3 protein-coding genes (1 of these 3 cut by a window edge) are annotated in these 16,986 nt (G+C 72.6%); 2 read left to right on the forward strand and 1 reads right to left on the reverse strand.

All coding sequences use genetic code 11. From position 1 onward, the window contains the following. Window positions 1-16,089 carry the 3' portion of a hypothetical protein gene (locus J2Y46_RS08705; protein ID WP_310241675.1) on the forward strand. It extends 16,662 nt beyond the left edge of the window, so 16,089 of the gene's 32,751 nt are visible here — the last part of the coding sequence; the start codon falls outside the window, past its left edge; the stop codon is at window positions 16,087-16,089. 115 nt (window positions 16,090-16,204) lie between these two features. Here J2Y46_RS08705 and J2Y46_RS08710 read toward each other — a convergent pair whose 3' ends face one another. Continuing rightward, the gene (locus tag J2Y46_RS08710; protein ID WP_045300750.1) at window positions 16,205-16,435 is read right to left on the reverse strand and encodes a tautomerase family protein; all 231 of its coding nucleotides are present in this window, start codon (window positions 16,433-16,435) and stop codon (window positions 16,205-16,207) included. Between the two features lie 57 nt (window positions 16,436-16,492). Between J2Y46_RS08710 and J2Y46_RS08715 the strand changes: the two genes are divergently transcribed. After that, complete coding sequence (locus J2Y46_RS08715; protein ID WP_045300752.1) at window positions 16,493-16,933, forward strand: nitroreductase family deazaflavin-dependent oxidoreductase; 441 nt, start codon at window positions 16,493-16,495, stop codon at window positions 16,931-16,933. Window positions 16,934-16,986 lie beyond the last annotated feature (53 nt).

Raw genomic sequence — 16,986 nt, forward strand, 5'->3', positions numbered from 1 at the left:
GAAACCCCGGTGTCGGACATCACCGCCGCCGGCACCGCAACCCTCGCGTCGTCGCAGAACACCGACGCCGCGTCCGGCGGCGACGGGTCGGCCTCGCGGGGCGGCGACGCCGCGATCGGCGCCGGTGTCGCGATCACGTACGTCGACGTCGTCAACCGCTCGGTCGTGCCCGCCACGCTGACCCTCCGCGCCCGCGCGCTCGCCGTGCTCGCCACGATCACGACCGACGGCTCCGACGACACGTCGACCATCCGCGCCGTCGCCTCCTCCGGGGCGGGCGGCGGCAAGGTCTCGGTCGCCGGCTCCGTCGCGCTCGGGCTGGTGTGGTTCGACACCCTCGCGGCGGTCTCGGGGACCGTGATCCTGACCGGCGGCGACGCCACCGTCGGCGCCGGCAGCAAGATCGACACGACGGTCAAGGCCCTCGCGGCCGGCGAAGGCGTCGTCTCGACCGGCGACGCCGGGGTCGGCGTGTCCTTCGCCCTCGCGCTCGTCACCAGCGACACGCACGCACGCCTCGACGACGAGGTGTCGCTGACCGGCGCGAAGGACCTGACGGTCGCGGCGTCGTCGATCAGCCGCACCACCACCGAGGCGAGCATGGGCGCCAAGGGCGGCGATGTGACCGTGACCCCGTCGATCGCGATCACCGTGTCGGATGTCAGCACCACCGCCGTCATCGGCTCGCTCGCGTCGGGGCCGATCGTCGTCACCGGGAACGTCCTCGTCTCGGCGATGCAGCATACCGCCGCTCGCACCACCGCCGGCGCTGTGGCCACCGACGCCGGCGACGCCGCCGTCGGCGTCGCGATCGCGCTGAACTTCGCGTTCGACAGCGTCTTCGCGACGACGCGGCGCAGCATCACGTCCGGCGGCTGGATGGCATTCTCGGCGACCGGCTCCTCGCTCAACAGCGCGACCGCGGCGGCATCGGCCAGTGGCGCCCCCGGTGAGTCGAGCGGCGACGCGCCGTCGGGAGGCGTCGACGGTCAGGTGCAGGAGCAGCGCGACTACGCGGACACCGCCAGCCTCGGCCAGGGCGGGGCGGGCGTGCAGAACAGCGACAGCCCCTCGGCGTCGACGAGCGACGGCGGCGTCTCGGTCGCCGGAGCGGTCGCGCTCACGATCTCCGACGTCAGCTTCACGGCGTGGCTGCCCGACGCCCTCGTGCTCACCGCCGGCGGCCACGTCTGGCTCATCTCATCGGCGCAGGTCGACAGCAAGGCCGAGGCGAACGGCACCGCGCTCGCGCAGGACGACGCCGGCGTCGGCGCCGCGGTCGCGCTGAACCTGGTGTTCCTCGTCGACAACGCCTGGGTGGGCGAGGACGCCGTGATCGCCGCGAACGGCTTCACCGCCGCCGCCCTCATGACGACCCTGGGGTCTGACGCCACTCACGACTTCTCGACGATCGCGAACGCCGGGGCGGGCTCCGACGATGTGGGCGTCGCCGGAGCGGTCGCCCTCAACATCGTCTTCGACAGCACCGAGGCGTGGATCCCGTCGAGTGCACGCGTGGACTTCGGCACCGGCGACGTGCTCGTCGCCGCCGAGAACCGCCGCACCGACACCGCGAAGGCGAAGGCCGACGCGAACGGCGGCGGCTCGAGCACAGGGGTCGGGGCGGCCGTCGCGATCAACGTCATCTCCGACGACGTGACGCGCGCCGAGATCGAGCACGGCGCCGACGTCACCGGCGGAGCCGACATCACCGTCCGGGCCGACCACGCCGACGCCGTGCTGAACGAGGTCGCAGCGGGCTCCGAAGGCGGCACGGCGGTGAGCCCTGCGGTCGGCATCAACGTCGTGCTGCCGGTGGTGCTGGCGCGCATCGGCACCCCCGGTCCGCGACCGTTCGTCGCGACCGGCACGGTCATGGTGCGCGCGACCCACTCCGGCTCGGTCACTGTCGAAGGCGATGCGGATGCCGCCGGCGGCAGCGTCGCGATCGGTGCGATCATCGTCGTGAACGTCGTCGACATCGACGTGCAGGCCACGGTGGCCCGCGACATCGCCGCCGGCGCCCTGTGGCTCGTCGCCTCGAGCGAGCTGCACGCGAGCGCCTCGGCCAAGGCCAGCGCACGCGGCACGCTCGGCGGGTCCGAGAGCGGCAGCGACGCCGAGAACGCCGACCAGCAGGCGCAGCAGCAGCTCAGCGGCACGCCGGCCACGAGCGGCTTCGGCGGCACGCTTCCCTCGTCGAGCGACAGCGTCGCGCAAGGCAACAGCCAGGCGGGCGGGCAGTCCGGCCAGTCCAGTGACGGCGTCGGCGTCGCCGCGGCCGTCGCCGTCGACTGGATCACGGTCGACAGTCTGGCGACCGTCGTGCCTGGCCTCACGATCGTCGTCGACGGCGTCTTCGCGGTGCTCGCTTCGAACGAGACGGATGCCGCGGCCAAGGCCCTCGGAACCTCGTGGAGCATCGAGAACGACACGAACACCGTCGGCGCCGCCGTCGGGCTGAACGTCGCGACGGTCACGAACCGCGGATCGATCGGCGCCGGCGCGGACGTCACGGCCGGGTCGGTCGCGGTCACGGGACTCACACCGGCCGACGCGCGCAACGACTTCCAGGCGTGGGCGATCGCCGCGGCCGCCGGCCAGGGCGATGCGGCGGTCGCCGGCTCGGTCGCCGTGCAGGTGCTCATCCTCGTCAACGAGGCGGTGATCGGGAGCGGATCGACGCTCGTCGTCGCCGGCGGCATCTCGCTCGACGCGTCCCACCCCATGGGCCTGCAGGGTCTCGCGGCTTCCGCCGCCCTCACCACCAACGGCAGCGGGGTCGGCGCCGGCATCGTGGTCCAGTTCGTCGAGTCCACGACGCTCGCCCACATCGACTCGACCTTCGCGAGCCCGACCACCATCCGAGCCGGCGGCGCGATCATCGGACGGGCCACGGCATCCCTCGTCCCGCTCGCGGCTCCCGATGTGCCGCTCATCGAGCTGCCGGCGTTCACGGGCGTCGCCCTCGGCGCGGCGCTCGGCGGCGGCGACGCGGGGGTCGGCGGATCCCTCGTGGTCGATGTCGTGAATCGCGCCACCCGTGCGTGGCTGGGCGACGCCGCGTCGGTCAACCAGGGCATCGCGAGCGCTGCGGCCCAGGACCTGTCGTTCACCGCCTCCGACCAGACCGAATTCGTCGACGTCGCCGGCGCCCTCGGCGCGAGCACCGGGAGCGCCGGCGTCGGCTTCGCCCTCATCGTCGGCGTGCACAACAAGGACGTGCGGGCGTCCGTCGGCCGCGGCGTGACCGCCGACCTCGGCGGGTCCGTGTGGGTCATGGCGACCGCGGGGGAGAAGTTCACGCAGGTCGTCGCGGGAGGCGGCGTGGCGTCGGACGCCGGCATCGCAGGCTCGTTCGTCGTGCTCGTCGTGAACCAGGGGGCGGCCGCGCCGGGCACCCGTGCTTTCGTCGACAGCACCGCCGAGACGCCCACCGCGCTGCGCGCGCGGGGCTCGATGACGATCTCGGCCGCCGACCCCGTCACCATGACCCTGTTCGCCGGTGCGATCGGTGCCGCCAGCACCGCCGGCCTCGGTCTCTCGTCGGTCGTGTTCGTGCGCACCGGCACCGTCGACGCCTTCGCGGGACCGGAGGCCGAGCTGTGGGCCCGCGGCGGCATCGGCCTCTCGCTGACCGCCACGCAGAGCGAGGACCTGTGGCTCGTCGCCGTCGGCGGCGGAGTCGGAGGCACCGCGGGCCTCGCAGGGGCGGCGACCGTCGGCGTGCAGAACAACACCACCCACGCACACCTCGACCGCAGCGTCACCGTCGACGGCGTCGCCCCGGGCGGCTCGGCCGGCGTGCGCATCGCCGCCTCCGACGACACCACCCTGCGGGGCATCGCGGGTCAGCTCGCCGTCGGCGGCACCGCGGGCGTCGGTCTCGGTGCGGACGTGCAGGTCGTGGACAAGTCCACGCAGGCGTGGATCGCACCGCAGACCCTCGTCACGGTCGGCGGCGACGTGACCGTCGACGCCACGTCGGGCGAGAAGGTCACGAGCGTCGCGGCCGGCGGCAGCGTCGGCGGCACGGCGGCGGTCTCGGCCAACGCGACGGTGTCGGTGTACACGATCGTCACGAAGGCGTTCGTCGGCGAGGTGTGCAGCGCAGCGGTCCCGAGCGAGGCACTGTGCGCGGCATCCCGTGCCGTCGTCGTCGCCGGCGGCAGTGCGCGCATCGCGGCCGACGAGGTGCTGTCGATGGACGTCGTCGCGGGCTCGGTCGCCGTGAGCGGCACCGCCTCGGTGGGACTCACGGCGGCCGTGCCGGTGCTCAACAAGACGACCACCGCCTTCATCGGCGACCTGTCGCGCGTGACGGCCCTCGCAGGCGGCTCGGGCCTCACCGGCGCGCTCGGCGGCTACGACGTGGACTACATCGACACCCGGTTCAACCCGCAGACGGCCATCATCGGCGGCGACCAGCTCGAGCTCGGCTACGTCCACGGCATCGAGGACGGGCAGCGCGTCTCGTACGAGACCGGCGGCGGCCAGGCGATCATCGGCCTGACGCCCGGCGCCGCGTACTTCGCGATCGTCGACGCGGCGTTCCCGACCCGCCTGCGCCTGACTGCCACCTCGGGCGGCGCCCCGATCGCACTCGCGTCGCCCGCCCGACCCGGACAGTCGCACCGCATCTTCCCGACGGATCAGGCCACCGTGCCCGAGCGCATCGCGCCATACCTGACGCCGTCGAGCGATGTCGACGGCGGTTCGAACACCGTCAACCTGCCGTACGACATGCCCAGGGACAAGGCCGACAACTCCGCCACCCCGCTGGTCACCGGCGACGCCGTGACCTACACGGCCAACGGCGGAGCGCCGATCGGCGGCCTCGTCGACGGCGAGACGTATTACGTCGTCGTGACCGGCCCCCACAGCTTCCAGCTCGCTCGCACCAAGTGCCAGGCAGACCCGGCCGCGTCCGGCTGCAGCGGCACGCCGTTCGCGGTCATCGACCTCGACCCGGCCATCGCCACCGGCCGCGCGCACAGCTTCGTGCGGCAGGGGATGCAGTCACCCGGCGACCCCGCCAAGATCACCGGCATCCGCGTCCTCACTCCGCGCACCGGCGCGATCCACGGCGTCGCGGTCGTCGCGAACAACAGCGACGAGATCCTGGCCGTGGGTGCGAGCGCCGCCGTGGCTGCCACCGCCGGCGTCGGCGTCGCGGGCAACGTCAACGTCGTCACCGCCGACACCGACGCTTTCATCGGCCGCCTGGCGCGGGTGAACGACGTGAACGACGGCGCTGCTCCGTGGCAGTCGGTCACCGTCGCCGCCGGCGGCGTGTTCCGCCAGCTGATGGTGTCGGCCGCCGTCGGCGGCGGCATGGCAGGGGTCGCGACCAACGCCACCGTCGACATCGTCACGCTCGATGTCGATGCCACCATCGCCGACGACGCCATCGTGCGCGCAGCGGGCGACATCCTCCTCTCGGCCGTCGGCAGCCAGGAGATCACGGCGATCGCCGCCGCACTGGGCGCGGGTGTCGCAGGTGTCGCCGCGGCCGTCGCCGCGGTGGTGCTCGACACGCACACGCATGGGCGCGTCGGCCGCCACGTCACGCTCGACGCGGGCAACAACATCCTCGTCGCCGCCGATGACCGCACCGGGTTCACCACCGTCTCGGGCGGACTCGGCGTCGGGTTCGTCGGCGTCGGCGCCGGCGTGGTCGTGGTGTCGGCCGTCAAGGACACCGCCGCCACCATCGGTGTCGGTGGCATCGTCGACGCGCGTGCCGCGCGCGGCTGGTCGCTCGGCGGCATCCCGCTCGGCACGATCAGCGGCGACACCTTCCCGGCCGCCGGGCAGTCGGGCCTCGCCGTGCTGGCCTCCTCGAGCCAGCGCGTGTTCGGCATGGCGATCTCGGGCGGCGCGGGCTTCGTGGGCGTCTCGGGTGCGGTGAACGTCACGCTCATCCGCGGCACGACGGTCGCCGCGATCGAGAGCGCCGCGGGCGACCGCACGTTCGTGAACGGCGACCGCGCCGGCGCCGGAGCGCCGCAGAGCGTGTCGGTGACCGCCACCGACCTCACCGACACCTTCACGATCGGCGGCGGTGTCGCCGGCGGGTTCGTGGGCGTCGCGGGCGGCGTCGACATCGGCGTCGTGGACGTCGCCGCGAACGCGATCATCGGCGACTACGCCTCGATCCAGGCCAGCTCGCACCTGCGCGTGCAGGCGCTGTCGGTGCGACACATCCAGACGTACGCCGTCAGCGCCGGCGGCGGCGCCGTCGGCGTCACCGCGTCGGTGTCGGTGTGGACCGCCGGCGGTCAGCCCACCGGCAGCTACGACGACGGCAGCGGTCAGAAGGACGCGCTGTCGTCGTCCGACGGCACGCCGCAGAGCCAGGCCGACCAGCACGCGTCGGGCACCGGCTCCAACGGGTACCTGTCGATCCTCGGCGGCGCGAACGACTCGTCGGGCACGAACACCGCGCAGCGCAAGCAGGCCGGCATCGACGCCGCCGGAGCGCGAGTCGCGGCGGCCGCCCCCGGCACCACGCTCGCCTCCAGCGCCTTCTCGTCGCCCCCGCCGCTGCGGGGCACCACGAGCCGCATCGGCGTCGGGGCGTTCATCCTCACCGGCGGCTCCGTGTCGGTCACGGCCGACGCGCGCGACACGTACTTCGGCCTCGCCGGATCCGCGACAGGCGGCGTCGTCGCGGTCGGCGCATCCGTCCTCGTCGCCACCCTCCGCTCCACGGTCGACGCGGGCGTGGCGACCGGCACGACCATCCGCGCCGGCGGCGACGTCGCGGTGCGCGCCACCTACGGCGAGGGCGCCGAGGCGATCGCCTTCACCGGCCAGGTCGGCGCGGTCTCGGTCGGCGGTCAGATCCTCGTGCTCGACACCGACGCGCGGCAGACCGCGCACATCGACGACGGCGTGATCATCCCCGTGGCGGGCGGAATCGTCTCGGCCGACGCGTCGGCCGACCGCGACGTCCGCCCCCTCTCGCTCGGCCTTGCGATCGCCCTCGCGGCGGCGGGCGCGTCGGTGGCCACCGCCGACGTGCGCGGCGACACCGTTGGCCGCATCGGCGCGGTCCACATCGGCGCGGCCGGCGCCCCGGCCGGCGGACTGCGCGTGACCTCGGTCTCCGACATCTCGGTGCCGGTCACCGCGTTCTCGGTGTCGGTAGGCCTCGCCGGCAGCGGCACCGGCGCCGGCGCGATCGCCGACATCACCGGTCGCACGGCGGCGGACTTCGCAGGCGTCGCGTACGTGAGCGGCGGGGCGACGATCATCGCGGACGCTCGCAACGTCATCGACGCCGACACCGTCAACGTGCAGGTCGGTGCCGTCGCCATCGGAGTCACGCTCGCCCACGCCACCGTCACGCGCGAGACGACGGCGACCGCCGTCGACGGCTCGTGGATCTCGGCCGGCGGCGCCATCGCGATGCGGGCCACCTCGCGCAACCGCGCCGACGCGTACACACCGGGCGGCAGCCTCTCGGCCGTCTCGGCCAGTTTCATGAACCCCGAGGCACTCGTCACCGGACGCACCGAGGCGATCTTCCGCGCCGATGTCGCGACATCCGGATCGCTGACCGTCGACGCGGAAGGTCAGAACCAGGCGCTCGCGAAGGCCTTCGTGGTCGGCATCGGCCTGCTCGGCAGCGGCCAGGGCGTCGAGGCGAGCGCCGAGGTGACCTCGGCCGCGGTGGTGCGGGCGGTCATCGAGCTCGGCACGGTGTTCTCGAGCGGTCTCGTCGCCGCACGCTCGCGCATCCTCACCGACGGCGGTTCGGGCAACGTCGCGAGCGCGAGCATCACCGCGGGCTCCGGTGGCCTGGTCTCGGGCGGCGGCTACGTCGCGACGGCGTACCTGCGCGGCGGGACGACGGCCGAGGTGTACAGCGTCATCGGGGGCTCCGGCGCGGTCGAGGTGCGCAGCACCGCCGTCAACCGCGCGGCGGCCGAGACCTTCACCGCCGGCTTCGGCGGCATCCTGCAGGTGAGTGTCGCCTACGCCGAGTCCGAGATCGCGGCCTCGGCGACGACCCGGGCCTCGATCTTCTCCCCGGTCTGGTCGAACGGCGCGACGACGCTGGTCGCGCAGGCGGCCAACACGGCGGACGTGGACTCGGATGCCGCGACCATCGGCCTCATCAACGCCAACGTCCGCGTCATCAGCGCCACGATCGCCGCCGCCACGCGTGCCGAGCTCCGCGCCGGCCTCGTCGGCAACGGGCTCACGGTCGAGGCCCGCGGCACCAATCTCGCGACAGCGTCGGCAGCCTACGTCGAGGCCGGCCTCTACAACGGCGGCTTCGGCACAGCGCTGGCGATCGTCACCGATGCGGCCGGGATCACCGCCGAGGTCGCCGCCGGAACCGCCGACGTCCGCGGCGGCAACGGCGCGGTCGCCGTGACGGCGTGGTCGGCGAACACCGCCGCGACCGACATGAAGAAGATCACGGTCGCCGGGCTCGACATCAACGGCCTGCTCCCGCGCGCGACGGTCGCCGCCGCGACCCGGGCGTCGTTCACGGCAGGTCCCGCGACGTCGACGTCGTTCGCGGTGAGCGCGTCGTCGCGCAATGCCGTCGACGCGACCGCCGAGCTGACATCGATCGCGATCATCGGCGTGAGCGGCACGGTCGCCGCCGCCACGATCGCCGAGTCGGCGGCCACCACGGCTTCCGTGGCCTCGGGCGTGATGCTCGCCGCGACGGGCGCGGTGTCGGTCGTCGCCGAGAGCCGCGACGGCACGCACGCGCTCACCGGCATCGACAGCGCGGGCGGCGGCGCGGTCAAGGCGGGCGTCGTCGTCGCGCAAGCCATCATCGCAGCCCCGGTCACGGCGGCCTTCGACGGCACCCTCATCGAGTCCACGGGCGTCTCGGTCCGCGCCGTCGGCAACGCGAAGGCCGACGCGACGATCGAGGCCGTCGGCATCGCCCTCGTCGGCATCACCGGCTCGGTGGTCGACGCCGAGGTCTTCGGCTCCGCAGCCGTCTCGTCGCGGTACGGAACGGGAGTGCTGGCGACGACCGGCGCCGTCCTCGTCGAGACCGCGCTGACGTCGTCGGCGACCGCGAAGAGCGACCTGGTCTCGGGCGGGCTGCTCGTCGTCGGGGTGTCTGTGCCGACGGCCCGCGTCGCCGCCGCCGCCGTGGCCGATGCCGCGCCGCGCCAGATCGGCGGAACGTCGCTGGCCGTCAAGGCGACGGCGAACCGGTCGGTCTCGGCGACCTCCGGCAGCATCGCCCTCGGTGTCATCGCGGTGAGCATCTCCAGCGCCGAGGCGCTCATCACCGATACCGCCGTCACGCGAGCCCGCGTCCACGACGGGGCGACGGTGCACGCACCCGCCGCAGCGATCTCGGTCGACGCCACCGCGACCAACGCCGCGACGGCGGCCGGTGGCGGTGTCAACGGCGGCGCGATCACCGTGGGCGTTGCCGAGCCCAAGGCGCTCGTCGACTCGTCCACGCTCGCGCACTTCGCGGCCACCGTCGCGACGGCCGCATCGCTCGGGGTCCACGCCGTGACGTCCGACTCGGCGACGGCGAAGCTCGCCAGCACCGCCATCGGCGCCATCACGATCGACTCCGGGGCCGCGTGGGCCCGGGTGCGTCCGGTCGCCGAGGCGATCGTCGGCGCCGGAACGCCCATCGTCGTCAGCGGCGCCATCGACGTGCGTGCGGCAGCCCAACCGGTGTCGCGGTCGTTCGCCGAGAACTTCTCGGCGGCGGCGCTCGCGGTCTCGTCCAACAGCGCGCTCGCCGAGACGTTCCCGACGGTGCGCCTTTCGGTCGCGAACGGCACGACGCTGCGGGCCGGGGGCGGCGTCACGCTGACAGCGCACCAGAACTCGGCGACGCCGCCGCCGCTGCCGGTCTACGCGTTCGACGCGGTGACGGGCGTCGACCTCGGGTCGAACACGATCACCCTCTCCGGGGCGCACACGCTCGACGACTCGGCCACGGTGCGGTACGACCGCAGCGGGGGCACTGCCGTGGGCGGCATGACCGACGGTGCGAAGTACGGCGTGCTCGTCGTCTCGCCGACGCAGATCCAGCTGGGAGCCGCGTTCGAGGCCGCCCAGGTCGACCCGGCCGGCGACATCATCACGTTCACCCGCCAGCACGGGTTCGTCGACGGGCAGCGGGTCTACTACACGGCGGCGGGGTTCGGCGTGGCAGGACTCGTGAACGGCCACGCGTACCGGGTGCGGGTGCTCGACGACTTCCGGATCCAGCTGATCGACGCCGACACCCCGGCCGCCCCCGTCGAGTTCGACGGCGGCGACGTCGACGCCGCGAACGGGCTGATCGTCGCCGCGAACTCCTACAGCGACGGCCAGATGGTCCAGTACATCGCGCCGGCGGCGCGGGCGTCCTTCTACAGCACCCGCGTCGACATCGTCGTGGACGCCCAGGGCAGCCCGGTGCAGGTGGGCAGCCCGCCGACGTTCCAGGTCGAGGACAACAACGTCATCGCGGTGCGCGAGCACGGTCTGCAGACGGGCGACGCCGTCGTGTACCGCTCGACGGGCGGGGCCCTCGGCGGGATCGCGCAGGACACCACCTACTGGGTCATCCGCGTCGACGGCAACCGCATCCAGCTCGCCGACAGCCAGTGCCACGCGCTCGGCACCTGCGACGACGGCGGCGGTGGCCTCATCCCCGTCACCGCGCTCGGCCTCGCTCCCGACATCTCCGAGAGCGGCCGCGCAGTCATCCACCAGCTCTTCGCACCCGGTCAGCAGCCCATCGCGGGCCTGCAGAACGGGGGAGTGTACGAGGTGTGCAACTCGTCCGCGACCTCGTTCGGCCTGAAGCTCATCCAGGTGCTGGGCGTCTGCATCAACCGGCCGCTCGCGGCGAACGGCAGTGTGGGCACGAGCCGCTTCGTCCCGGCCGTCGTCGACCTCGGGCCGGCCCTCGGCGGCGGAGAGCTCGTCGTCGACCTGACCGCGGCGGGCAGCGGCACTCAGCACCTGCAGGTCGCCACGATGGCGCCGTCGCTTCCCTCGGGGACCTACTCGGAGGCGAAGGTCGCAGGCGACGGCGGCGGCTTCATCCAGGTCGGCTCGACCCGTCCCCGTGTCGACGTCGATGCCCACCTCGATCTCACGATCGGCGACGGCGTGCAGATCGTCGCCGGTGGAGAGATCGGCGTGCACGCGCTCAACACCGCCGCGGCGGTGGCGGACGGCACCTCGGGCGGACTCGGGTTCATCTCGATCACCCACGCGCGGGCCGTGGTGAGCGCCCAGGCGACGACCAACGTCTCGGTGCGGCCAGGAAGCGACCTGGCGAGCACGGGCGGCAGCGTCACGATCGATCCGCTGACGCTCGCGAGCGGCAACGCCTACGCATACTCGGATGCCGGCGGCTTCGGCCACGGGACCGAGGCCCAGACGCGCGCCGACCTCGGAACCACGTCGCACGTGACGCTCGACGGCCGCATCACCGCGTGGAACGACATCACGGCGTCGTCGTCCACCGCGATCCAGTCCGAGCTCCGCGCCGGCGCGTCAGGCGGATCGTTCGCCGGCAGCTCCACGTCGGGCGACTGCGGCGGCGACCCGTGCCACATCGTCGCGAACAACGAAACGACGCTGACGGTGGGCGGGGCCGCGCACCTCGAGGCCGACAACGTCGCCCTCGAGGCGCAGATGGTGTCGACCAGTCTGCTCGACCACAACCGCTCCAACGGTGACGGCGCGTTCGAGGACTCGGACGCCCGCTCCGAGGTGACGCTGAACTCGAACGCGCACGTGCACCTCGTCAGCGGTGCGAAGATCATCGGCTACCAGACGGTCACCGTGCGGGCGCAGCACCTCGACGTGCGGCTCGTCGCCGACGCCCGGGCGACGTGCGGATGCTTCGGCGGCGACAGCGACGCCGACGCGATCGTGCGCTACAACGCGACGTCGTCGGTGACGGGCGAGGCGGGGGTGCGGATCCGAACCGCGACACTCCGCGTCGAGGCCCTGCACCTGCAGGTGGTCGTCGACCCGCGCGCCTCGACGGGCGGCGGCTTCATCGACTTCGGCGGCGACGACAACAGCGCCGACGACAACCGCCACCGCTGGATCGAGTGGAACGCGGACGTGGTGCTGCACGCGCCGAACCCGACGCTCGTGGTCGACGGCTCCGGGAAGATCATCAAGAAGTACGCGGTCACCGTGCGCGACGACCTCGGGACCGTCTACATCCTGGGCCAGACCATCCCCGAGGGTCGGGAGATCGTCGTCGACCCGATCGAGAACAACGGCGGCGGCTCTGCGACGTACTTCATCAACAACCCGGCCGGATCGCAGGTCGGCACCCTCACGGGCGACCAGGGAACGCTGCAGGTGCAGAACACCTTCGACTTCGTCCGCCTGCACAACTACTCCGGCCGTCTGCTGCGGGTGAACGGGATCAGCGTGGCGAATCTCGACGACGTCGGGGCGACGGTGAACGTGCAGGCTGAGGACTCGTCGGCCTTCCGTTTCCACATCGGCCGGCCCATCTTCATCCCGACGTTCGTCGACATCGCCAACTGGGACGGCCCAGGCACTCCCGACATCATCCTGGCCGGCTCCATCGACAACCCGATCGGCACCACGCGCGTGATCAACGAGCACGGCGACATCTGGGCGCAGGGCACGGGCAGCATCCGCACGAACATCGCCCAGCTGCACGCGAACCAGGGCACGATCGGCGCGAGCTTCACGCTGTTCGGCATCCCGGTGCGCCTCCCGATCCCGGTCGTCCTCGTCCAGAGCGACTACCTCGTCGACGACGTCGACCCCACGCGCCTCGTGGAACTGCTGGCCGACGCCCGCGACGACGTCGTCCTCGACCTCACCTATGTCGCGCGGATGCCCATCGGCTCGCCGTACGCCGGCACCGCCTTCACGCCGGTGCTCGGACCGATCCACGCCGGCGACGACATCGATCTCCTCGTCCACGACTCGCTCTACGGCTCCGACGTCCCGGTGATGTCGTCGTACTGGGTGCAGGTGAACGTCACGCACCCGCCGTCGAACACGACGGTTCCGCCGACCGGCCAGTACCACACCTACTTCCACCCCGACCCGGGCCCATGGGGCGGCTTCGACGACCCCGTCCTCGTCGCCTGGGGCACGGTGAACCAGCTCGCCGACAGCGCGTACACGTTCAGCGACCTGAGCGCCGGCGACGACATCGTGGTGCGGCATCCGTCCACCGCCACCGACATCTCGTTCGTGGCCTTCTCGAACGTCGACGCGACGCTGATCAGCATGCGGTTCCCGGCGCAGCAGTACTCGGCGCAGAACGGCGACGGAGAGATCACGCTCTACACGAACGGCTTCATCGAGGACTACGAGACGATCGCCGATCTGCGCGTCGGCACCATCACCTCGACGGCGGACGACGTGTACCTGCAGACCCTGCAGAACACCGCGTCCATCCTCGACGAGGGCACGATCGACGACGGCACGCCGCGCGTCGCCGGGCGCAACCTCGTCCTGATCGCGGGCCTCGTGTCGGGCCGGATCGGCGGAGCGGACGTCGATCCGACCGGAACCGACCCCACCGACACCGCTCCCGACGTCCTCGAGATCCGCTCGTCGCTGTCGGCACGCGGTTCGGTGATCGCGCTCGCCGCGGGCGATGTCCTCCTCGACCAGGTGGCCGGCACCCTCTACGCCGCCCTCGTTCAGTCGCTCACCGCCGACGTCGCGCTGCGCACCCGAGCGGGCGGGATCCACGCGGACGCCCCGACCGGCGTCGTACGCGTCGCCGGACGCGACATCGACCTCATCGCCGTGGGCGGCACGATCGGCGCCGACAGCCTCGACCGTTCCGCAGACCTCGTCGTCGACACCGGAACCGGCTCGCGCCTGTACGCGCTGTCGCTCCCGGGCGACGCGGTGATCCTCGTCCCGCCGACGGGGATCTACCTCACCGAGGCGTCGGGATCGCTGCTGGTGCTGCGTGCCGAGGCGCCCACCGGGGACGTGCGGCTCACGGTGCCGTTCGTCGCGGGCGGTGACGACGAGAGCGTGTTCGTCCTCACCGAGGGCCGCACGATCGACGAGCTCGTCACGATGACGGAGGGGCGGATCGTCGCCGGCGACGACGTCACGCTGCTCGTGGGCCAGGACGTCGTCGCGCCGCTGCTCACCCTCATCGAGGGCTCGACCGTGACGATCCGCGCCTCGTTCGGCAAGTCGTCCGCGCTCGACGGCGGATCCTTCCTGTACTTCGGCGGCACGGTCACCGGCGGACCGACGCGCATGTCCGGCGGCCTCGGCGACGACGTCTTCCTCTTCGACGCGACAGTCGTGAACGGACGCCTGTTCGTCTTCGGCGACGGCGGCGACGACACGCTCCTGTTCGACCGCACCGAGGTCCACGGGCCCCTGGAGGTCGTCGGCGCGGCGGGCGACGACTACTTCCTCTTCTTCGAGGCGTTCCTCGGCGGTCACACCGTCGCGTTCGGCGACGACCCGGCCGACCCGCTCATCGTCGACGGCGACGACACGTTCGAGGTCTGGCGGCTGCAGACCATGACGGGCACGCACATCGCGGCGCCCGGCGATGACTTCGCCGGCACCCAGGTGCGCGACGCGCTCGTGCTGTGGGGCAACGGCGGCGACAACGACTTCCGCATCCAGACGTGGGGCGGCGAGGACGCGGTCGGTCACGACTATCGCATCGTGGTGCGGGGCGGCGGGGCGCGCACCGGCCTCGACACACTCACGATCGACGGGACGGATGCCGCGGACCTCTTCCTCTTCCGTGCTCTGGCGGCGATCGCCGAGCACCCCGATGCGCGCCGTGCCGCGTTCGTCGCCCAGCTGAACCTCGCGACCGGGACCGTCGAGAGCATCGCGTACGACGAGGGCGTGAACGCGCGCCTCACCGTGAACGGATACGACGGCGATGACGTCTTCGTGTTCGACGACAACAGCACCATCACCTCGGTGTACGGCGGCGACGGCGACGACACGTTCGTCGTCGGCCAGTTCTTCGCGACGCCGCGGATCGAGCCGAACGTGCAGCCGGGCAGCGCATTCGGCACCGTCGAGACCGAGTTCGGCAACGCGAGCGCCGGCATCAGCTTCCCGGCCGTCCTCTACGGCGGAGAGGGAGCGGACCGGTTCGTCATCAACGGCCACGCGGCCGAGCTGCGCATCGAGGCGACGACGGGTGCCGACGTGTTCCGCCTGCTGGCCGTTCGGCTCCTCGCCGGAGGCTACCGCCAGAACGGCTTCCTGTCGCTGGACGGCGGGGCGGGCGCCTCGACCGTTCAGGTGCTGGCGTCGAGCGCCCCGCCCGGGCTCGCGCTCGCGCTGACGTCGCTCGTCGGGGCGGGGCTGCTCGTGAAGCTGTACCACGTGCCGCTGCCGACGCTCGTGGCCGCGCCGGTCGTCCTGCCCGCCCCGGTCGTGCTGATCGCGGAGGATGCCGTGCCGCCCGTGCCGCTCGTCATCCCCGTGCCGCCGGTCGTGCCTGGCGCCGGCGAAGTCATCATCGTCGAGTCGGACGGCACCACGACGCTGCACAGCGGCGTGAAAGAGACCGACAGCTACACGATCGCGCTCTCCGCGCCGGCGACGGCACGCGTGTACATCACGATCTCGGCGGCCTACGGCGGCGGCATCCCGTATGCGCAGGTCTCGATCGACGGCGGCCTGACCTTCCACGACCAGGTCGTGCTGATCTTCGAGATCGGCGAGACCGGACCGAGGACGGTGATCGTCCGCCTGCTGCCCACGGCAGCCCCGCACCCGTTCCCGTCGCTGCTGACCGCGGCGCCGAGCAACGAGCCGGGCCCGGGCATGGTCGTCGAGACGGTGAGCCACACGGTGGTCAGCGATGATGTGCTGTTCGACGGGGCGGTCGCGCGCAACGTCTACATCAACGCACCCGTCGACACCCCGGAAGAGCCCGGGCAGCCGGAGGAGCCGGAGCAGCCGGGACAGCCCGCGGGCGGCGCCACCGGTCAGGGCGGCGCGACGGCAGGCGACGGCGGCCTCGCGGCGACCGGCTCCGAGGGGATTCCGGCGGTGCTGCTGACCGGCCTCGGGCTCCTGCTCGCCGGCCTGCTGCTCCTGGCCCTGCGCCGCCGTCGCATGGCCTGAGGCGAGCACCGGCTTCTCGGGTTCCGGCTGGCGGCCCAGCTCCCTGCGGCCTGAGGTGCGCCTTCTGAGGGTTTCGAGCTGGGGGCGCAGCCTCCTCCGGCGGGATGCCGGGGCGTCAGAGGGCGGTGCCGCCGAACCGCGACACCTGTCCGGCCCGGTCGGCGTCCTCGCTCGCGAGCACGCCGCCGTTCGCGACGAAGTCTGCGGCGACCTCCTCGAACATGATGCGCACGTCCTGCTGCCGGGCGCCCAGCGCCTCGACGGCGGCCCGCGTGACCTCCTCGGCGAAGCGACGGCGCTGATCGACGGTGCGACCGGGGAGGAGTTCGACTCTGATGTTGGGCATACCTCGACGATAAGGGGCGTCGCCCTCGGCCCGGCGACGGCGGCTTACGCTGGTGGCATGCCGCTGACCGGAGAGTACAAGCCGTCCACGTCCGACTGGGCCCGCAAGCAGGCGGAGGCGTTCGAGGCGTCGAACGGCGACAAGGCGAACACGCTGCGCGGGGTGCCCATCATCGTCCTGACCACGGTCGGGGCCAAGACCGGGGCGCTGCGCAAGACCGCGCTCATGCGCGTCGAGCACGACGGCCGGTACGCCGTCGTGGCCTCCAAAGGCGGTGCGCCCGACGAACCCAAGTGGGCCGCGAACATGCGCCGTGAATCCCATGTCGAGCTGCAGGACGGCGACGTCAAGCGCGACTACACCGCGCGTGAGCTCACCGGCGATGAGCGCTCCGAGTGGTGGGCGCGGGCGTCGGCCGTGTGGCCCGATTACGACAGCTATCAGTCGAAGACGGACCGGCAGATCGCGATCTTCGTCCTCGAGCCCCGCGAGGCCTGATTCGGCGAAACGCTGCAGCGGCCCTTCCGCGGAGGGCTTCCCGAGCCGGGTGC

It is taken from the genome of Microbacterium sp. BE35, assembly GCF_031457705.1.
GTDB lineage: Bacteria > Actinomycetota > Actinomycetes > Actinomycetales > Microbacteriaceae > Microbacterium > Microbacterium trichothecenolyticum.